This window comes from Thermococcus sp. JCM 11816 (assembly GCF_055396515.1).
Genome location: NZ_AP043741.1, coordinates 840,709 through 860,216 on the forward strand (window position 1 = coordinate 840,709; position 19,508 = coordinate 860,216).

20 protein-coding genes are annotated in these 19,508 nt (G+C 51.5%); 12 read left to right on the forward strand and 8 right to left on the reverse strand.

What is annotated here, in order from left to right; all coding sequences use genetic code 11:
* Positions 1-152 precede the first annotated feature (152 nt).
* From ACZ5TN_RS04755 to ACZ5TN_RS04765, 3 genes are all read right to left on the reverse strand, one after another.
* On the reverse strand, positions 153-1,016 hold the full coding sequence (locus ACZ5TN_RS04755; protein ID WP_464917306.1) for a hypothetical protein: 864 nt from the start codon (positions 1,014-1,016) through the stop codon (positions 153-155).
* Positions 1,017-1,224: 208 nt separating this feature from the next.
* Entirely contained in the window at positions 1,225-2,487 is a 1,263-nt protein-coding gene (locus tag ACZ5TN_RS04760; RefSeq protein WP_464917307.1) for an RNA-guided endonuclease InsQ/TnpB family protein, read from the reverse strand.
* 69 nt (positions 2,488-2,556) lie between these two features.
* Positions 2,557-2,793 (reverse strand): hypothetical protein, encoded by a 237-nt coding sequence (locus ACZ5TN_RS04765; protein WP_054840084.1) that lies wholly within the window; start codon positions 2,791-2,793, stop codon positions 2,557-2,559.
* 169 nt (positions 2,794-2,962) lie between these two features.
* On the opposite strand from ACZ5TN_RS04765, the gene pdxS reads away from it, so the two are divergent.
* The 6 genes from pdxS (at position 2,963) to ACZ5TN_RS04795 (ending at position 9,418) form a co-directional block, all read left to right on the forward strand.
* Positions 2,963-3,970, forward strand: coding sequence for a pyridoxal 5'-phosphate synthase lyase subunit PdxS (gene pdxS, locus ACZ5TN_RS04770; protein ID WP_464917509.1), 1,008 nt, complete (start codon positions 2,963-2,965; stop codon positions 3,968-3,970).
* 35 nt (positions 3,971-4,005) lie between these two features.
* The gene (gene pdxT / locus ACZ5TN_RS04775) at positions 4,006-4,599 is read left to right on the forward strand and encodes a pyridoxal 5'-phosphate synthase glutaminase subunit PdxT (RefSeq protein WP_464917308.1); all 594 of its coding nucleotides are present in this window, start codon (positions 4,006-4,008) and stop codon (positions 4,597-4,599) included.
* A 195-nt stretch (positions 4,600-4,794) separates the two neighbouring features.
* Complete coding sequence (locus ACZ5TN_RS04780; protein ID WP_464917309.1) at positions 4,795-6,525, forward strand: hypothetical protein; 1,731 nt, start codon at positions 4,795-4,797, stop codon at positions 6,523-6,525.
* Positions 6,526-6,636: 111 nt separating this feature from the next.
* Positions 6,637-8,616 (forward strand): formate dehydrogenase subunit alpha, encoded by a 1,980-nt coding sequence (gene fdhF / locus ACZ5TN_RS04785; RefSeq protein WP_464917310.1) that lies wholly within the window; start codon positions 6,637-6,639, stop codon positions 8,614-8,616.
* Between the two features lie 56 nt (positions 8,617-8,672).
* Entirely contained in the window at positions 8,673-8,933 is a 261-nt protein-coding gene (locus ACZ5TN_RS04790) for a UPF0175 family protein (protein WP_011249168.1), read from the forward strand.
* Positions 8,930-9,418: a PIN domain-containing protein gene (locus ACZ5TN_RS04795; protein ID WP_011249167.1), complete on the forward strand. Its 489-nt coding sequence runs from the start codon at positions 8,930-8,932 to the stop codon at positions 9,416-9,418. Before ACZ5TN_RS04790 ends, ACZ5TN_RS04795 begins: the two co-directional genes overlap by 4 nt.
* On the opposite strand, the gene purF is transcribed toward ACZ5TN_RS04795, so the two are convergent.
* Positions 9,408-10,757 carry an amidophosphoribosyltransferase gene (gene purF, locus ACZ5TN_RS04800; RefSeq protein ID WP_464917311.1) on the reverse strand — a complete coding sequence of 450 codons (1,350 nt, stop codon included), beginning with the start codon at positions 10,755-10,757 and terminating at the stop codon, positions 9,408-9,410. The genes ACZ5TN_RS04795 and purF overlap by 11 nt on opposite strands.
* A gap of 175 nt (positions 10,758-10,932) precedes the next feature.
* Here purF and purC point away from each other — a divergent pair, with 175 nt between their 5' ends.
* A complete protein-coding gene (purC, locus tag ACZ5TN_RS04805; RefSeq protein WP_464917510.1) occupies positions 10,933-11,640 on the forward strand; it encodes a phosphoribosylaminoimidazolesuccinocarboxamide synthase in 708 nt (235 codons plus the stop codon).
* Here the strand turns inward: purC and ACZ5TN_RS04810 are convergent.
* Positions 11,612-11,776, reverse strand: coding sequence for a hypothetical protein (locus ACZ5TN_RS04810; protein ID WP_464917312.1), 165 nt, complete (start codon positions 11,774-11,776; stop codon positions 11,612-11,614). The two genes, purC and ACZ5TN_RS04810, sit on opposite strands and share 29 nt — an antisense overlap.
* 32 nt (positions 11,777-11,808) lie before the next feature.
* On the reverse strand, positions 11,809-12,813 hold the full coding sequence (gene purM / locus ACZ5TN_RS04815; protein WP_464917511.1) for a phosphoribosylformylglycinamidine cyclo-ligase: 1,005 nt from the start codon (positions 12,811-12,813) through the stop codon (positions 11,809-11,811).
* Between the two features lie 117 nt (positions 12,814-12,930).
* Here purM and purT point away from each other — a divergent pair, with 117 nt between their 5' ends.
* Complete coding sequence (gene purT / locus ACZ5TN_RS04820) at positions 12,931-14,220, forward strand: phosphoribosylglycinamide formyltransferase 2 (protein WP_011249162.1); 1,290 nt, start codon at positions 12,931-12,933, stop codon at positions 14,218-14,220.
* A 390-nt stretch (positions 14,221-14,610) separates the two neighbouring features.
* Here purT and ACZ5TN_RS04825 read toward each other — a convergent pair whose 3' ends face one another.
* Together ACZ5TN_RS04825 and ACZ5TN_RS04830 are read right to left on the reverse strand one after the other, a co-directional pair.
* A complete protein-coding gene (locus tag ACZ5TN_RS04825; protein ID WP_232500589.1) occupies positions 14,611-15,372 on the reverse strand; it encodes a hypothetical protein in 762 nt (253 codons plus the stop codon).
* On the reverse strand, positions 15,359-16,024 hold the full coding sequence (locus tag ACZ5TN_RS04830) for a hypothetical protein (RefSeq protein WP_464917313.1): 666 nt from the start codon (positions 16,022-16,024) through the stop codon (positions 15,359-15,361). Before ACZ5TN_RS04830 ends, ACZ5TN_RS04825 begins: the two co-directional genes overlap by 14 nt.
* A gap of 113 nt (positions 16,025-16,137) precedes the next feature.
* On the opposite strand from ACZ5TN_RS04830, the gene purD reads away from it, so the two are divergent.
* From purD to purQ, 4 genes are read left to right on the forward strand one after another with little or no spacing between them, the layout of a single operon-like run.
* Complete coding sequence (gene purD, locus ACZ5TN_RS04835) at positions 16,138-17,433, forward strand: phosphoribosylamine--glycine ligase (RefSeq protein WP_464917512.1); 1,296 nt, start codon at positions 16,138-16,140, stop codon at positions 17,431-17,433.
* Between the two features lies 1 nt (position 17,434).
* On the forward strand, positions 17,435-18,577 hold the full coding sequence (locus tag ACZ5TN_RS04840) for a formate--phosphoribosylaminoimidazolecarboxamide ligase family protein (protein WP_464917314.1): 1,143 nt from the start codon (positions 17,435-17,437) through the stop codon (positions 18,575-18,577).
* A gap of 10 nt (positions 18,578-18,587) precedes the next feature.
* Positions 18,588-18,830 (forward strand): phosphoribosylformylglycinamidine synthase subunit PurS, encoded by a 243-nt coding sequence (gene purS, locus ACZ5TN_RS04845; RefSeq protein ID WP_464917513.1) that lies wholly within the window; start codon positions 18,588-18,590, stop codon positions 18,828-18,830.
* Between the two features lies 1 nt (position 18,831).
* Complete coding sequence (purQ, locus tag ACZ5TN_RS04850; protein WP_464917315.1) at positions 18,832-19,503, forward strand: phosphoribosylformylglycinamidine synthase I; 672 nt, start codon at positions 18,832-18,834, stop codon at positions 19,501-19,503.
* Positions 19,504-19,508 lie beyond the last annotated feature (5 nt).

Genomic DNA, 19,508 nt, shown 5'->3' on the forward strand with positions numbered 1-19,508 from the left:
TTCACTCAAAATATTTCACCCCTTAAGGGTTTAGCTTTAGGACTTTCCCCCCAACTTATGTATAACTTTGTCTTTGCGTCTTTGCCCCTACAAATACGAAACGAATCCTCGACTGATGATCAATTAGTCATGTTTCGCATTCTAACGGCTTTTTAATCCTCCAGTATCTCCCCGCACGGAGAGAAAACGCAATCCCCCGATACATGAGCGTTGAATACTCGGTTCACGAATCTCTCCAACCCTTCCCCCTTTACCTTCCTGATGGCTTCTAGTGGCAGCATAGCCGGTATAGTTATGTCATTGGCCAGTTGCCAGGGCTCGTAGAGGGACTCGTAAACATCCTCCGGATCGTTAAAGTCCACGCTGCCAAGGAACCACAGGACAGTGTAGTCCATTAACTCCGTTATGAATAGGAATCCGCTCTCGTTTGAACACCAGGGAATTGGAATCTCGTACAGGCCCTCATTGAGTTTAACATAGCCTTTACGAACGATCGTCAGCGCCGAAGGAACCTTACGGGCAATTCCTTCCTTTGCTATCCCAACGAGTTCCATGAAGAGAAGGTTCTCATCGTCTTCTTCCAATCCTATTTCGGTGAGACCAATGCTGTCATTGTATCCCGCCACTAGCAGAACTCCCCACTTCAGGAAGGGTTTTAAAAACTCCAACAGCTCGCTGGACTTCACGAACGCCCAGGACTTCCTTGAGTGCGGGTTTAGTTCGAGGAGTGAATAACCCCCAACCTCGAACAGTCTTAGATTAAAGTACTCAATGGGCATAAAGTGCGGATCTGCGGTTTTTAAGGGATCGTTCGGCCATAATCCTCCTTTCTTAACCAGCACTACTGGGTACTTCCAGAGACCCTTCTTGATGAACTCTACTCTCTCAAACTCCATGAACTTCCTATCGGACTCGTCCGGCTTTCGGAGCCGGACTTTAAAGTTCGAGCTAACGAATCGCTCAGTATCTTCCGGAGACTTATCAAAAATAAAACAGAGGAAGTATTCCGTCCCCATCGGCCTCACCCTTTCAGTTGAATTCCGAGCCGTGATATTCAATTTTGATCTCAACGTTATACTTGGATTTTGCATCACGAATTGCATCCTTGATTTTGTACCATTGCCTCATACTAGCAGTATCGCGTGACTGACCTCCTCCCCGCCGTGAACGGCGAGGGTTCCAACGAGTCAACCCCTTGCCAATGACGGAGAGGTTTGAGGGGTCTCATTGAACCCAACTTTCAGCCAGGTTTTCAACCCCTCTGGCTCGGGCCTTGAGCCAGTTACCCCTCCCTTGGGCATACAAACCACCCAAGCTCGGGGTTATGGTTTTCACAACCTTCTTCAAAATGTTAAACGCTCCAACGAGGTCTGCATTGAAGATAAGCCCCGCTGCGGGACACTTAAACAACCCACGAACAAACCTCGCCCCCTCGTGGGGCTTCCCGCAAACGGGACAAGTCCTCGAAGTGAAAGCCTCATCAACCACCAAAACCTGAATACCATACTCTTCGGCGACTTCCTTGAGCCGTTTTATCACTGTGTTAAACCGCCAAACGTGAGAGAGAAGATAATTCTGCTTTCTGCCTTTGTCAGAGTTTCTGGCGATTCCTTTCGGATAACCAACAACTATTCTCGAAACTCCAAGACGGTAGAGCCTCTCAACGGTTCTCCTCACTGCGGTGTTAATGTAGTGCTTAGCCTGAAGTTTTGCCTTCTGGTGCATTCTTGCGAGTTTCTTGCTACTTTTAGCACCGCTTTTGTTAAGCCTTGACTGATAATCGGCAATCCTCTTCATCCAGTAGAAGGCCATGCTCTTGAGCGGTCTTCCATTCACTAAGAAGCTTTCCCCGTTTTCGACATAAACGGCCATTAGGTTGTTCACTCCCAAGTCAATTCCAGCGGAGAGGTTGCCCAAGGGTTGCCTTGGGAGTTCAACCCACTCACCATTGATTAGTTTCTCTTCCACCGTGTATGAAATATGAGCATACCACTTCCGCCTTACGGGGTCGTAAGTTATTTCCAGTCTTCCCTGCTTGCCCTTCAGGTGTATTCTCCCCTTGAACTGGACTTCTAAGCGTTTAAACTTCCCAAGGCCTTTTAGGATGAGTTTATTCCCCTCAACCCTGTATTGGTCGTTCCTTAGAACGATTAAGCCTCTCTCCTTGATGTAGTTTGGAGGTTTTGGCCCGAACCAGTTGGGAAGTTCTCCGTTCCGCTTGGCCCCTAAGAGGGAGAAGAATGAACGCCAGCTTTCAGCGTTCTTTCTCGCTATTTGCTGGACTGCTGCTGAGCCTATTTTGGATTTAAACTCTTCGTAAACAATCTTCTCGGTTTTGTTGAAGTTTATTGGTTTGCCCTCAAAGAATTCCTGCCTGCGAAGGTAGTTTACTCTGTTCCAAACTTTTGAACTGATTAGAGCTAACTCCTTGAGGGTTTTATCTTGAGCCTTTGAGGGCTGGAGTTTTACTGTTACTGTCCGCTTCATTTCAAAGTATGGTATGTTTTTTAGGCTTTAAAATAGTTTTGCTTTCCTGCTCTCAGGCTGGTCTTTCGATTACTGCATCCCCACCCTGAAGGGCGAGGCTTTCAAAAGAAAAAAGTAATATACGATTGGTTTTCTTACGCCCATTATGTTGGCGTATTCCGCCTCTTTCAATAATTGTTCGCTAGATATTTTACTACTTCTTCTCTTGCACTCAATATAAACCATCTCACCGTTTTTCCAGGCAGTAATGTCAATATCACCAGTTTCACCATGAAGCTTGAAGCTGTGCTCAACCTCCCCAACCACACTGGATAATTGTACCAGAACTTTAAAAATTCTACTATTTATGGTTTAACAAGCTTATGACGATAGTTCAGAAAAATACAACCCCGACAAACGGAACCCGGGGAAGCCAAGATTTATATTCAAGTTTTGCCTTGAACTTATTGCAAGTAACATCAAAAAGGTGATGAAGATGGGAAAGCTTGATGTTATTGAGGCCAAGGGCACCGAGAGACTGAAGCGCGGTTTTGCCAAGATGGTGAAGGGCGGCGTTATAATGGACGTCACCAACGCCGAGCAGGCGAGAATTGCCGAAGAGGCAGGAGCAGTCTCCGTCATGGCCCTCCACCGCGTTCCCGCCGACATCAGGAAGGCCGGCGGTGTCGCCAGGATGGCCCCTATCGAGAAGATACAGGAGATTATGGACGCGGTAACCATTCCGGTGATGGCGAAGGTCAGGATTGGCCACGTCGCCGAGGCGAAGATACTCGAGGCCCTTGGCGTGGACATGATAGACGAGAGCGAGGTTCTTACTCCATCAGACCCGTTCTTCCACATAGACAAGCGCGAGTTCACAGTACCCTTCGTCTGCGGTGCGAGAAACCTCGGTGAGGCCGTCAGGAGGATATGGGAAGGCGCCGCCATGATCAGAACCAAGGGCGAGGCCGGAACCGGAAACATAGTTGAAGCCGTCAGGCACGTCCGCCTCGTGGCTGAGGGCATCAGGCAGATCCAGGCCATGACCGACGATCAGGTCTACGCCGTTGCTGAAAAGTTCGCGGAACCCTACCTCAGGCTCTCGCTCAACGTCAAGGAGATAGCTGGACTTCCGCAGAGAGTCCTCGACAACGAGCCGATCTACGGCCACTACACCTACCGCGAGATCGTTGACGGGCTCTACAAGATACTCCTTGAGATAAAGAAGCTTGGAAGGCTTCCGGTTGTCAACTTCGCGGCAGGAGGTGTCGCAACCCCCGCCGATGCCGCGTTGATGATGCAGATGGGAATGGACGGTGTCTTCGTCGGCTCTGGAATCTTCAAGAGCTCCAACCCGCCGAAGATGGCGAGGGCGATAGTTGAGGCCGTCAACCACTGGGACGAGCCAGATGTTCTCGTCGAGATCAGCAAGGAGATAGGCGAACCGATGCGCGGCCAGGACATCGAGGAGCTTGAGGTCAGGCTCGAAGAGAGGGGCGTCTGATTTCCTCTTTTCTTCCCGCTTTAGGAGGTGATAAAATGGTCAAGGTAGGCGTCATTGGCCTTCAGGGAGACGTGGAGGAGCATATCTGGGCTGCTAGGAGAGCCCTTGAAAACCTCGGCGTCTCTGGAGATGTTATCTGGCTAAAGAAGCCGGAGCAGCTTGAGAACATCTCGGCCATCATAATCCCAGGGGGCGAGAGCACTACAATCTCAAGACTCATGGTAAAGAACGGCCTCTTCGAACCCGTAAAGAAGCTCGGCGAGGAAGGGCTTCCAATCATGGGAACCTGCGCCGGTCTGATAATGCTCTCCAGGGAGGTCATCGGCGCTACCCCGGAGCAAAAGTTCCTCGAACTCCTCGACGTGAAGGTTAACAGGAACGCCTACGGCAGGCAGGTGGACAGCTTCGAGGCCCCAATAAAGCTCGCCTTCAGCGACGAGCCGTTTCCCGGTGTCTTCATCCGCGCCCCGAGGATAGTGGAGCTCCTCAGCGAGAGGGTGAGGCCGATAGCCTGGCTCGGGGACAGGGTCGTCGGAGTTGAGCAGGACAACATCATCGGGCTTGAGTTCCACCCAGAGCTGACCGACGACACGAGGGTGCACGAGTACTTCCTGGGGAAGGCACTTTGATTTCGCTTTTTAGATCGTTCACTTAATTTTTGAAGGCCATCATTTACTGCATAGCTTTTAAACAAAGATCTCATCCCCCGAACAGTTTACAAGAAGAGTTTCCAAAAATTACGTGCACTCTTTTTAAACAACTATTTAACCAAATAAGAAAATCTATTAAAGACAACAGCTCAAATAAGATACTGGTGAATAAAAGTGAAGCCCAAAATAGAGACGCTGTTGGTGTTTTTCCTCGTTGGAATCGTTGTGGCAGCAGGATGTATTTCTTCGAACACTACCCAGCCTTCTACCGAAACTGGTACTACCAGCACCACGGAACTTGGGAGGGATTCCAACTCCACAACAAATACGGCGAGCTACGCAACAGCAAACCACACCGCAGATATAACTGTCGAGATTAATCCAAATCTGGAGCTGTTCTCGGTCGTGTACATTCTCGCTTTCAATGGAAGCGATCCTTTCATAATAGCCCCCAAGGAGTACATACAGGATGTTTTAACTTATTTTGGCCCGTACAATGACAGTGTAGTCGTTGGATATGTTCGTGATGTATTTGGCCCGTCACTCCCGTATTACACTAGGGACTATTCAATAATGAAATTTGGCAACAAATTGGCGAAGTTAGAATACCTTGGGAACATAACCAACGATAGTGTGTTGGCAGTAGATTTGAGGCTCTTATCAGAGTTTGCCAGAGAGAGCAACTTCAGTGCATTTTATCGGGCACATCTGAAAGAATATTCAAAGGCGACTTCCAATATCTCAGCATACATAAACTGTGCAATCCCTATATACTGGCGTTTTTTCGGAAAGTGGTACACCAAGTTCAGGATTGAAGCTTCGTACTCAGTATGGATACACCCCCACGCCAGTTGGGAGAATGAAACCAGTTATTACATCGGATGGATCTCGCATAATACGACTCCCCGCAGACTTTACGGTCAGGTTCGCAGGATGTTCCATGAGTTTGCACATCCCTTCGTGGGGGAGTTCCTGGATGAAAACTTCCAGCTTTTTGAGGGCATGGACTACTACTTAGACGAAATCAAAAAAGAACTGCCAGCGTTGACCACCTACGATACACCCCATTACGGTTCCTTCTCTAGGTATCTTAATGAGTTATTAACCGAAAGCATAGCAAAGTACGCGGCTCTAAAGTGTGGCATACCCAAAGACTACATGACTTACTCAACGTTGCTGATGTCAATGTATTTCCCTCCACTATCCAAACTCCTCGAAGAGTACGATGTTGTGTGGAAGACCAACAGCACTTTGCCTCAGTACGCACCCACATTGGTCGAACACATGAGAACGTGGGCGACTCCAACCAACATAAGCACCCTCTACTGGGAGCTCTCTCCAGTAACATGGGACCATGAGTGGAACACTGCCTTCCATTACGGTCGGGTGGTTATAGTCCCCGGATCGAGTGAACAAGAAAGAGAAGCCGCTAAAACCATTAAGGATGCCCTCGAGGACTCTTACAATGAGGAGTTTGGCCAAGCACCATCAATAGAGATAAAAGCCTACGATGAGCTGACTCCCGAGGATACCAAGGCCAACTTGATCCTCATTGGAACGCCGCAGACAAACGACCTAGTGAAAGAGCTCAACGACGGACTTCCGGTGAAGTTCGTTTTCAATGGATCGTGGATTCTCCAGAGAGACAGCGCATCAGTGAAAGAGTTTTTCTCGTTTGAAATTACAAACCAGTCCGTGAAGCAGTTGCCACTGGAGTATCCAACACCCTCCCCCTGGGGAGTTATAGAGACCATAAGAAACCCCTGGAACAACCAAACTTACATTACGGTATTGGCCGGAACAAACGAATCCTTAATAATGCAGGCATTTTGGCGGGGGTTTCCAAGCTATGTCCTGGTTGGGGACAACTACTTTGAGGTTGGGTTCTACATACAAGGAGGATAGCACAGCGAAGCTTTCTCAATTTTTTAGTCGTGAAATTAATTAGCAATTCTTTTTCAATTTTTACCAAAAAACTTTTTAGTTTTGACTTTTTCTTGCCAAACAGGTGGTAGCGTGAAGAAGGTCGTCTGTCCTTACTGCGGCTTTGGCTGCAAACTTCTCATTGATCCCGCCACACTTAAAGTAAAGCCATACAAGGGCGAGCCGAACAGGGGCAAACTCTGTCCCAAGGGCCTATATTCTACTGAGATCGTCAAATCCAGAGACAGGCTCAAAAGGCCGCTCAAGCGCGTCGGCTCAAAAATAGTTCCAATAAGCTGGGGGCAGGCGATGGAGGAGATATCGAATAAGCTTTTGGAGATAAGGGAGCTCTACGGCCCCGATGCGGTTGCCTTTCTGGCGTCTTCCAAGGTCTCCAACGAGGAGAACTACCTGCTCCAGAAGATAGCGCGCCTCTTCGGCACGAACAACATAGACAACTGTGCAAGGCTGTGCCACGAGGCCTCCGTTCACGCCCTCAAGCTGGCCGTTGGTACGGGGGCACAGACCAACCCCTACGAGGACATACCGAAGTTCAAATCCGTCCTGATCTGGGGCTACAACCCAGCCGAGACCCATCCAGTCGTCATGGACTATATTCTGAGAGCAAAGAAGAGCGGTGCCAAGATTATAGTCGTTGACGTGAGGGAAACGAGGACGATGGCCTTCGCTGACCATAGGCTCATAATAAGGCCCGGGACTGACATAGTCCTAGCCAACGCTCTCGCTCATGTCATAATCGAGGAGGAGCTCTACAACGAGGAGTTCATCCGGAGCAGGACAACTGGCTTCTCTGAGGTAAGAATGGCGGTCAAAAAGTACACTCCAGAGTACGCCGAGAGGGTAACCGGAGTCTCCGCGAAAAAGATCAAGGAAGTGGCGAGGGATTTCTCCCTGGCCGGAAGCGGGGCAGAGATGTGGGGGATGGGGTTAACCCAGCACGTTTCAGGTGTAGAGAACGTGCTCGCGCTCATAAACCTCGCACTGCTTCTCGGTTACATCGGCGAGAGGGGAGGCCTCTACCCGATGCGCGGCCAGAACAACGTGCAGGGGGCCGCTTATATGGGCGCTCTGAGCGAGTTTTTACCCGGCTACGTCCCGCTCACTGACGGGAAGTTCAGGAAGAAAGTTGCAGGGCTCTGGGGCGTTGATGACCTCCCGACGGAGAGGGGCCTCTACCTCACCGAGCTGTGGGATGCGATAGAGAAGGGCGACGTTAGGGCACTCTACATCGTCGGCGAGAACCCGGCTGTCAGCGAGGCCGACTTCATGAGGGTTAGAAGGGCCTTAAGGAATCTTGACTTACTCGTCGTCCAGGACATCTTCCCCACGAGGACGGCCCGCTATGCCCACTATCTCCTTCCAGCTTCGGCCTTCTGTGAGAAAGCTGGAAGCTACATGAACAGCGAGAGGAGAATTCAATGGAGCGAGAAAGTCTGCGAGCCAGCATACGACTCAAAGCCCGACTGGGAGATACTGACGATGCTCGGAAAGGCACTCGGTCTGCCTGGCTTTAACTACACCTCAGTTGAGGAAATAACCGCCGAGTACTTCAGGTTATTCCCGGAGCTTGAGGAGAAGAGCGTAGAGGAGCTGAAGAACTCGGACGGAATCTTCCTGCCGAAGAAGAGGCTTCACACCTGGGAGTTTGCAACGCCGGATGGAAAAGCCCGCTTCATGGCAGTTGAGTGGATACCTCCCTGGGAGGGCCCAGACGATAAGTACCCCTTTGTCCTCACGACGGTCAGGCTTATAGGTCACTACAACACCGGGGAGATGACGCTGAGGAGCCCGTCACTTGTCAGACTCATGGGCGAGCCAAAAGCACTGATAAGCCGTGAAGATGCTGAGAGACTCGGGATACAGAACGGGGACTGGGTAGAGGTGGAGACGAGGCGCGGGAAGATCAGAATGACGGCGGAGATTGGGGACGTGCCCCAAGGAGTTATCGCCGTCCCCTTCCACTTCAAGGCCAACAAGCTGACGAGCCATGCGCTAAACAAGGCCGGAACGCCAGAATTTAAGTTCGCGGCGGCTAGGGTTAGGAAAGTCTAATCGCCCCGTCGCCGACATATTTTTAGGGCTCAAAAACAACTGGATATGGTGGGAAGATGGGAGAAGTCACCGTTGTCATTCCCTCAGACCTCTCGCGAATCCTCAGAGTCGATGAGAAACAGCTACCAAAGCTTGTCAGGATATACCTCGCCGTTGAACTCTATCGGGAGGGCGTAGTTAGCCTTGGAAAGGCGGCAGAGATTGCTGGGGTCACCAAAGCAGAGATGATGGAAATTCTGGCCTCCAAGGGCGTTCCTTTGAACTACACTGAGGAAGATCTCCAGGAGGACATAGAAACCCTGGAGAGGTTACTATGATAGTTGTATCCGACTCCGGACCGCTAATAGCCCTTGCAAAGATTGAAAAACTGGAACTTCTACGAGAGCTGTTTGGTGAGATTGTCATCCCCCGAGCCGTATGGGCAGAGGTAGTAGAGAAGGGCAGAGGCCGTCCTGGCTCCCGGGAAGTGAGCGAAGCAGAATGGATAAAGGTTCAGGACGTAAACGACAGGTTGAGCGTTGAAATCCTCATGAAGGAGATCGAGATTGGAGAGGCCGAGGCCATAGTGCTCGCCAGGGAGCTGAACGCGGATTTGCTGGTTCTCGATGAGAGGATCCCGAGGATCATAGCGAAGTCCCTCGGAATAAAGGTTGCGGGAACCCTGGCGCTGCTTTTCATCGCCAAAGAAAGGGGCCTCCTAAAAGAAGACCTCGAACCCCTGTTGCTTGAGCTCAGGACCAAAGGAGTCCGCTTCAGCGATAAGGTTGTTGAAGCTTTGAGGAAGCGGTTCATTAAAACCTGAAGGCCCACTCCGGATACTCCCCTGTGAGGCACGCCAGACATAGGTCTTTCTTGCCAACAGCCCTGATAAGGCCCTCAACGCTTAAATATGCCAGGCTGTCAGCACATATCGCTCCCCTCACCTTCTCAACGCTCCCGAAGGCAGCTATAAGTTCGTGCCTCGTCGGGATGTCTATACCCATGTAGCAGGGGTGCCTTATAGGCGGCGACGCTATTCTCACGTGCACTTCCTTCGCTCCCGCTTTCCTCAGAAGGGAAACTAGTCTCCTCATGGTCGTCCCCCTGACTATGGAATCATCAACGAGAACGACTCTCTTTCCGTTGATAACTTCCCTCACGGGCGAGAGCTTGAGCTTTACCTTAAGCTCCCTGTAGAACTGGCCGGGGGTTATGAAAGTTCTCCCTATGTAGCGGTTCTTTATCAGACCCTCCGAGTAGGGAATCCCGCTCTCCATCGAAAAGCCCAGTGCAGCGGCCCTTCCAGAGTCGGGAACCGCTATCACAACATCTGCATCGGCGGGACTCTCCCTAGCAAGTTCCCTTCCCATCTTCACCCTCGCATGATAGACGTTCACACCGTCCAGGGTGCTGTCTGGCCGGGCGAAGTAGATGTACTCGAAGACGCAGTGGTGGTGCTTCTCCCTCGCCAGAACTCTACTCTCCACACTCCCTTCCGAGAGTAGAAAGACCTCGCCCGGCCGAACGTCCCTTATTTCCCCACCCTCAGTCTCGTCAACGAAAAGCCTCAAAGCCGAATCCTCGCTCGCGAAGTAGTGGCCGTCCCCAATCCCATAGCTCAGCGGTCTGAACCCTACGGGATCTCTCGCTACGAGGATTTTGCCGTCGAAGAGCAGAGCAACCGAATAAGCGCCCTTAACCTCGTTAAAGACTTCTCTCATGGCCTCAAACTCGTCGCCGGTCTCATTCAGGTGCCAGAGAAACGAAATCCCAAGAAGTTCAGAATCAACGGAGTGGTGAAACCTAACCCCCCTATTCTCATAACTCTTTCTCAGAGGGAGAAAGTTCGTGAGGGTGCCGTTGTGGGCAACTGCTATCCTCTTCCCACAGCACTCCGTTTCAAGCGGCTGGGTCTCGGTGAGGGAGCCGGATGTGGAGTAGCGGACGTGCCCAATCGCGAGGTTGGAGCGGAGAGAGGAGAGTGTTTTCCCATTGAAAACGTCCTGGACAAGTCCCCTGTCAGCAACGGTTCTTATTTTGTGCTTCCATACGCTTATTCCTGCGCTCTCCTGGCCGCGGTGTTGAAGGGCTATCAGGGCGTAGTATGCTTTCTTCGGCGCGTTCTCTGAGAGTGCTGCAAAGATACCGCACTTTTCGCGCATTGCTCTCACCGGGCACCGTCTTGAAAGGGGTTTTTGATTTAAACGTGCTAATTTAAACGTTTCATACGATAGTCTTTTGCAGATTCAAGTTTAAAAACTTTGCCCAGTGATTGACATTCTAATGGCAAAAAATTCTTAAAAAGAACAAAGTTTTTACATAAAAATGGTGATTAGCGTGGACGTCTACGAAGGAAAGGCCAAGAAAATAATCCCTCTCGATGACGGTAAGGTCATTATGGAGTTCAAGGACGATGCGACCGCTTTTAATGGCGAGAAGAAGGCCCAATTCAGAGGAAAGGGCTGGCTCAACGCCCAGATAAGTGCCCATCTCTTCAGGGTTCTTGAGGAGAACGGCATAAAGACCCACTTCATCGGTGTAGCAGGCGACAACAGGCTCATCTGCGAGAGGCTCAAGATGTACCCTCTGGAAGTTGTGGTGAGGAACGTCGTGGCTGGGAGTTTAAAGAAACGCCTTCCGCTTGAGGAGGGCATGGAACTCCCGGAGCCGATAATAGAGCTCTACTACAAGGACGACGCTCTCGGAGACCCCATGATAAACCAGTACCACGCCAGAGTCCTGGGTGTGGGTGAGAGCGAACTTAAAGAGATGGAAAAAATTGCCCTTCAGGTGAACGATGTCCTGAGAAAGTACTTCGCGGAGAGGGGGATAATCCTGGTTGACTTCAAGCTGGAGTTCGGAAAGAACACGAGGGGCGAAATAGTCCTCGGCGACGAGATAAGCCCCGACACCTGCCGCTTCTGGGATGCCGAAACCAAGGAGAGCCTCGACAAGGACGTCTTCCGCTTCGGCAAGGGCGATCTCATCTCCGCCTACGAGAGGCTCTATGAGAGGATCACAGGCGAAGCTCCCGTTCGTAGGTAATCATGACGGTGTAGCAGCCCTTATCGTCCTCTTTTATTTCTATGCCTTTCAGGGCAGTGCCGTACTCCTCAACGGCCGTTTTAACAACGTCCGGAAGCTGCTCAAGGAATGCCTTCTTCCTGACCGTCAGCTCCATGATATCACCGAAGAAAGAAGAGGAATGAGACGTTAAAGCTTTATCCCATAGTTCTCGATCCTTATTCCAGGCTCTCTCACAACCTTTCCGAGCTCGAAGCTCTCGAAGTGTCTGTTTAGGAGCTGGAGGGCCTCTTCCTTCTCCTCCCGCGGGACAACGGCAACCATCCCGACGCCCATGTTGAAAACGCGGAACATCTCCTCAAGAGGGACGCCGTTCTCATAGATTAGCCTGAAGATTCCCTCAATAGGCGGCATCTCAATGGAGAAGCCGAAGGAAGTAAGGCGCTTGAGGTTGAGAAGGCCCCCTCCTGTTATGTGTGCCAAGCCGTGCACCTTAACGTTCTCGATAAGCTCAAGGACGGCCTTGACGTAAATCCTCGTAGGTTCGAGGAGCCACTCCCAGAGCTTTTTCCCCTCGTACTCGTAGTCGAGACCGTACTTGGGGATGAGGAGCTTTCTAGCAAGAGTAAGACCGTTGGAGTGTATTCCCGAGCTCTTTATTCCAATCACAGCATCCCCCGGCCTGATTTTCTTCCCGGTAATCACCTTCCTCTTCTCAACGACTCCGATGGCCGTTCCAGCCAGATCAAAGCCGTTGATTAGATCAGGCATCACAGCGGTCTCGCCTCCGACGATAGCTATTCCAGCCTGCCTTGCCCCCTCGTATAGGCCCTGCGCTATCCCCTCGAACACTCTTTCATCCGGCTCTTTAACGGCAAGATAGTCAACCAAAGCGACCGGCTCGGCCCCAACGCAGAGCAGGTCGTTTACGTTCATCGCTATCATGTCTATTCCTATCGTGTCGAACTTCCCGACGGCCTCAGCCACCAAAACCTTCGTCCCAACTCCGTCCGTAGTAATGGCAAGATAGAAGTCACCAAAGTCCATTAAGGCCGCGTAGTGGCCGAGGTCTTCGGCCGGCTCTCCGAGCTTACCCCTTCTGAACTCGAAAGTCCCCTTGGCAAGAGAGATTATGCTTTTCAAGGCCCTCGAAGTCTTTTCATCATCGACTCCCGCCTGAGCGTAGGTCAGCATGAGCACCACCGGGGAGAGTTGGAGAAACGGCTTAAAAAGTTTGCCATTTTCATGACTAAAAAGGCTTAAATATCTTAAGTTTTTAACATTTAAACGTTAAAACAAGGGGTGGTGCTCATGATAAGGCCCCGCGATGAACTTGGAACTGCCACGACTGATTCCGCTCAGAAGATAGTCCTCCTCGGGAGCGGAGAGCTCGGGAAGGAGATAGCGATCGAGGCCCAAAGGCTGGGAGTTGAGGTCATCGCCGTTGACCGCTACGCCAACGCCCCAGCTATGCAGATTGCCCACCGCTCCTACGTGGGAGACATGAGGAAAGCAGACTTTCTCTTTTCAGTCGTCGAGAGGGAGAAACCGGATGCGATAATTCCAGAGATCGAGGCTATAAATCTAGATGCCCTCTTCGAGCTTGAGAAAGACGGCTACTTCGTAGTTCCGAACGCCAAAGCAACGTGGATAGCAATGCACCGCGAGAGGACGAGGGAGACCCTGGCAAGGGAAGCGAAGGTTCCAACTTCCAGATACACTTATGCCTCAACTCTCGACGAGCTCTACGAGGCCTGTGAAAAGATAGGCTACCCCTGCCACACCAAGGCCATAATGAGCTCCTCGGGGAAGGGCTCCTACTTCGTCAAAGGCCCTGAGGACGTCCCGAAAGCCTGGGAGGAGGCCAAGAAGAAAGCCAGGGGAAGTGCCGAGAAACTCATCGTGGAGGAGCACATAGACTTCGATGTGGAGATTACGGAGTTAGCTGTGAGGCACTACGACGAAAACGGTGAGGTAGTAACTACTTTCCCCAAGCCCGTTGGCCACTATCAGATTGACGGCGACTACCACTCGAGCTGGCAGCCAGCCGAGATAAGCGAAAGGGCCGAGAGGGAAGTTTACAGGATAGCGAAGCGCATAACGGACGTTCTCGGCGGACTGGGCATCTTTGGCGTCGAGATGTTCGTGAAAGGCGATAAGGTATGGGCAAACGAGGTCTCCCCGAGGCCCCACGACACCGGCATGGTGACTCTGGCATCTCACCCCACTGGATTTTCGGAGTTTGGACTTCACCTTAGGGCAGTTCTCGGACTCCCGATTCCAGGCGAGTGGGTAGACGGTTACAGGCTCTTCCCTATGCTTACTCCAGCGGCCACTCACGTCATAAAGGCCAACGTTTCCGGTTATTCACCGCGCTTTAGGGGGCTGGCAAAGGCTCTCAGCGTCCCGAACGCCACAGTGAGGCTCTTCGGCAAGCCCGAGGCCTACCCTGGAAGGAGGCTCGGCGTTGCAATAGCGTGGGACAAAGACGTGGGAGAGGCAAAGAGGAAGGCCGAAATGGTGGCCCACTCGATAGAGCTGAGGACGAGATCAGCTAACTGGCACTCCCAGGACTACGAGAAGAGAAAGCACTTACTCTGACGCCTGTTTTGATTCTTCAATTTTCTTCCGCTTCGAACTGTTGAATGTTATTACAAAGTTATGAACACCTATGGCAAAAATTAAGTGATGTAGGCATTCCTTAGATACAGTTCTGGCCATTAACAAAATGAGCATATATGCTTACTAGTCCAATGTATTGGAAAATACCCGAAAAATTTAAATAGTCCCAGGAATAGCATTACACGCTGGTAAGTTACGTGGGTGTACTAAAATCAGCAGGGTTAAGTAAAGGGGATGTAACCAGGAATCAAGTTCGAATAAGAGAGTGGAATGGGAGAGGAAGGTAAAATTGAGAATGGGGATCTCCCCCCTTAATTCTTCTTTGTTTTTGCCGATTAAAAGGCTCGGGATAAAAATTCAAAATCTTTGCTAATCAGTCCTCTTCATCTCAATGCCATTCCGGGTGAATGAGTACTCGAATGATATAACATCAGACACCCCCGGGGCCTTGAGTATGCACATATAGCGCTTTACCCCCTCTTCGGTGAGCTCGCTCCTCGTTCTCACAACGTAATCGACCCTCCTGTAAAGGGACGAGAACACACGATCGGGCTTTCCAGAAAAGACCCATATGTTAGTGCCCGTTGGGTATTCTCTGTAGGCCCTGTGGCGTCTCCTAATCTCAGCAGAGACCTCGAAGTAGCTCAGGGCGTTGGCTTCCCCGAAAATATTTGAATACTCCGAAAGGTCCATAGCCACTCCCCATAGCTCCCTGCCCTCAAACATGTTCTCCTTCTTCCAGAGCTCCTTGTGTGCCCTGACGACCTCAGCGTATTTCCTGGACAGAAGCTCATAGGAGAGGGAACCTGAAAGGTACCAGACACCGCGCCTCTCTATCCTCGGGCCGTAAAGACTTCCAAAGGTATCCACTATTGCTAGGTTGAGCGAATCAAGGTACTCATCAACATTAATGCCCCTCTTTTTCATGATCTCAATGAGGATTGGAAGAGCATGGCTGATGTTGAAGAACCCTACCAGGTTATCGTTCTCAAGCTTATTCTTCATGAACTCAAAGACTAGCTCACGGCCGAGGGAGCGAGGGTCTTCCTCGTGAAGCAGTATGTATGAGTGCTCCTTAACCCCACCAAGGGCCTCGTCTAGAGGCTTTATCCCGAGTTTAATCATGTTCATCACCCTCAAAAGGATCGAAAACCTCGGGTTCAAGTCCCTTCGTTACGTATGCCTTTCTCTTAAACATCTCTCTCGTAACCTCGACCACAATATCGGAGAACGTGTAGATAAAGTCCTCTATCTCGGGGCAGTCTGTACTGTCATAGACCAGTATGGCCCTAATGTCTGGGATTTTACTCGTCACTTCAGTTTTTGTACTCCATACCAACTGGTAGGTCTTCCTGGGGTTCTTGAAGAGCTTGCAGGCCCCAGAACTCAAATACGTAAAGAGCCAGATACGGCTGGCCGATATTTTCTCGGATAGAGTTCTTACAAAATCACTGTACTTGGTGACAAAAACACCGTCGTCAAGGTACCCGCTCAGCTGATAAACGTGGGGGAGATTCCGATCTATCCCCTTAAAGCTCCCGAAGACATCAAAAACTACAAACTTCTCCCCAAGCACATCTTCCAGAGAAATCCCTACTCTTTCCAGGTTAGACCTGAAAACGAGGAGTGGCTCGTAGAGAACCACAAAGACAGGCTCTTCACGCCTTATAAGCTCTTTGAGAAGCCTTACCCCAATAACGTCCCCGTTGGAATCGGGCCCCCTCGCAATAACTGTGAGTACTCCGTTTTCAGGAACAGAATCAACCAACCTTGAAAGCCCCATAGGTGTCCCCTCTCCAGTAGTTAGGAGCAACTTCTATTAAACAGTTTTTTGCCAATTAAATGTAAAAATAAAGCTTAAAAACCTCAATTTTTTACACAAAAATGGTGAAACTCATGCGCGTTCTGCTCGTGGGTGCAGGTGGGAGAGAAAACGCGATCGCTGAAGTCCTTGCCAGAGATGCTGAGCTTTACGTTGTGGCAGGCCACAAAAACCCCGGAATCGCGAGGCTCGCAAAGGACTACGCCCTCGCGAAGGAAACCGACGTCCCGAGAGTCCTCGACTTTGCCCTCAAGTGGGGAGTAGATATGGCCTTCATCGGTCCGGAGGCGCCCCTTGAGAAGGGCATCGTCAACGTTCTGGAAGAGAACGGGGTTCCAACGGTAGGACCCACAAGGGAAGCGGCCATGCTCGAGACCAACAAGGCCTTCGCGAGGTGGCTGATGGAAGAGTACAAGATTCCCGGAAGGAAGCTTTTCAAGGTCTTCGACGACGTTTCAGAGATGAAATCCTGGATCGACGACTTTGGAAGGCCAGTTGTCGTCAAGCCCCTTGGCCTCACGGGTGGAAAGGGTGTCAAGGTCGTCGGCTACCAGCTGAAGGACAACGAGGAGGCTAAAGCCTACGCCGAGGAGCTGATAAAGAGGGACGGGAAGGTCCTCATCGAGGAGCGCACCGACGGCGTGGAGTTCACCTTCCAGGTCTTCACCGACGGGAAGAGAGTCGTCCCGATGCCCCTCGCGCAGGACTACCCCCACGCCTACGAAGGCGACGTGGGACCGATAACAGGAGGTATGGGGTCTTACTCCTGCGAGGACCATCTTCTCCCCTTCATCCCCAAGGAAGACTACGAGAAGGCCCTTGAGACGCTCAAAGCAACCGTCGAGGCCATGAGGAAGAACGGGACACCCTACAAGGGCATCCTCTACGGCCAGTTCATGGTCGCCAAGGACGAGCCGAAGATAATAGAGTTCAACGCCCGCTTCGGCGATCCAGAGGCAATGAACGTCCTGCCGATTCTGAAGAGCTCTCTCGTGGAAATAGGCGAGGGAATAGTGGATGGCAACCTCAAAAGAGCGGAGTTCGAGCGGAAGGCCACCGTTGTGAAATACATCGCTCCAAAGGGCTATCCAACCAACCCCGTTAGAGGGGTCAAACTTCACGTTGATGAAGTGAAAATCAGTGGAGAGGGAGCTAAAGTCTACTACGCTTCCCTCGACGAGAACTTCAGGATGCTCGGCTCAAGGGCTTTGGCCGTTGTTGGAGTTGCCGATTCTCTGGAGGAGGCCGAAAGAATAGCCTCAGCTGGAATAAGGCACGTAAGGGGGGAAATTTTCTACAGGAAGGACGTGGGGACGAGGGAGAGCATAGCAAGGAGAATAGAGCTTGTTAGGGCTATGAGGGGTGAGTGAAATGATCGAACGGAAGCAAATTCTTGAGGTTCTTGAAGGGTATGAGAAGGATAAGATAAAGGTGGGCGTCATCGGGAGCCACTCGGCCCTTGACATAGCCGATGGGGCAAAGGCGGAGGGTTTTAAGACAATCGTGGTTGCCCAGAGGGGGCGACACAAAACCTATGCGGAGTACTTCAAGGAGAAGAAGACAAGGGACGGTCTTACCAAGGGCTTCATTGACGAGGTCCTGATCCTGGAGAAGTTTGCCAACATCATAGATATCCAGGAGGAGCTGAGGAAGAGGAACGTGATATTCGTTCCGAACCGCTCCTTTGTTGTCTACACTGGCATTGACAGGGTTGAGAACGAATTCCTTGTGCCCCTCTTTGGAAGCAGAAACCTTCTGAGAAGCGAGGAGAGGAGCGAGGAGAAGAGCTATTACTGGCTCCTTGAGAAGGCAGGTCTACCCTACCCAGAACCCGTTAAGCCGGAGGAAATCGACGAGGTAGGCCTCGTCATAGTCAAGCTCCCCCACGCAAAGAAGAGGCTTGAGAGGGGCTTCTTCACGGCCGCCTCCTACAAAGAGTTCAGGGAGAAGTCAGAGCGCTTAATGAAGCTCGGCGTCATCACAGAAGAAGATCTCGCCAGGGCTAGAATAGAGCGCTACATAATCGGCCCGGTCTTCAACTTCGACTTCTTCTACTCGCCGCTCGATGAGGAGATAGAGCTCCTCGGAATAGACTGGCGCTTTGAGACGAGTTTGGACGGCCACGTTAGGCTTCCAGCAAGCCAGCAGCTCACACTTCCAGAGTGGCAGTTCGAGCCCGAATATACCGTCACCGGCCACGCTTCCTCGACGCTCCGCGAGTCTCTTCTGGAGAAGGTATTCGACATGGCCGAGAAGTACGTCGAGGCAACAAAGAGATACTATCCACCCGGAATAATCGGGCCGTTCACGCTCCAGACTGCGGTGGACAAGGATCTGAACTTCTACATCTACGACGTTGCCCCGAGAACCGGTGGGGGAACAAACATCCACATGGCGATGGGACATCCTTACGGCAACGCCCTCTGGCGGAAGGAGATGAGCACGGGAAGAAGGGTTGCGCTCGAAATCAAGAGGGCAATTGAGCTGGACGAGCTTGAGAAGGTTGTTACGTGAGGTGATGAGGATGAAGTGGAAGGTTAAGGTCATCGTAAGGCTCAGGGAGGGGCTGAACGATCCAGAAGGGAGGGTCATCCAGAACGCGCTGAGAAACCTCGGTTTTAAGGTGGAGAACCTCAGGGTTCCCAAGTACTTCGAGTTCGAGCTCGAGAGCGAAAATCCAGAGAGAGAAGCCGAGGAGATGTGCAGGAAGCTACTCGCCAATCCCCTCATCCACGAGTGGGAGTACAGCATAGAGCCGGTGAGCTGACATGGTCAAGTTTGCCGTCGTTGTCTTTCCGGGAACGAACTGCGACTTCGAGACTGAGAGAGCTATACGGAAGGCTGGGGCGGAAGCTGAACGAGTCTGGTACAAGACCTCGCTTAAGGACTTTGACGGCGTCGTCCTTCCCGGGGGCTTCAGCTACGCCGACTACCTAAGGGCAGGGGCTATAGCAGCTCGTCAGGAGATAATTGAGGAAGTGAAGGAGTTCGCCCGAGATGGGAAGCCCGTCCTCGGGATATGTAACGGCTTTCAGGTTCTGACTGAGGCCGGCCTTTTACCCGGGGCGTTGAGGCCGAACAAAGTTCCGAGGTTCATCTGCAGGTGGGTGCACCTCAGGGTCGCCGATACCGAAACCCCATTTACCCAGTTCTACGAACCCGGAGAGGTCATCAGGATGCCGATAGCCCACGCCGAGGGCAACTACTACGCTGACGACCCCTCAAAGGTCAGAATCGCCTTCCAGTACAGCGACGAGAAAGGCAACATCACGGAGGAAGCGAACCCGAACGGCTCGCTCCTCAACATAGCGGCGATAGCAAACGAGAAGGGCAACGTCCTCGGAACGATGCCTCACCCAGAGAGGGCGAGCGACCGCTTTTTGGGCAGTGAGGACGGGCTGAAGCTGTTCAGGAGCATGGTGGAGTGGGCGAGGAAGTAACTTCT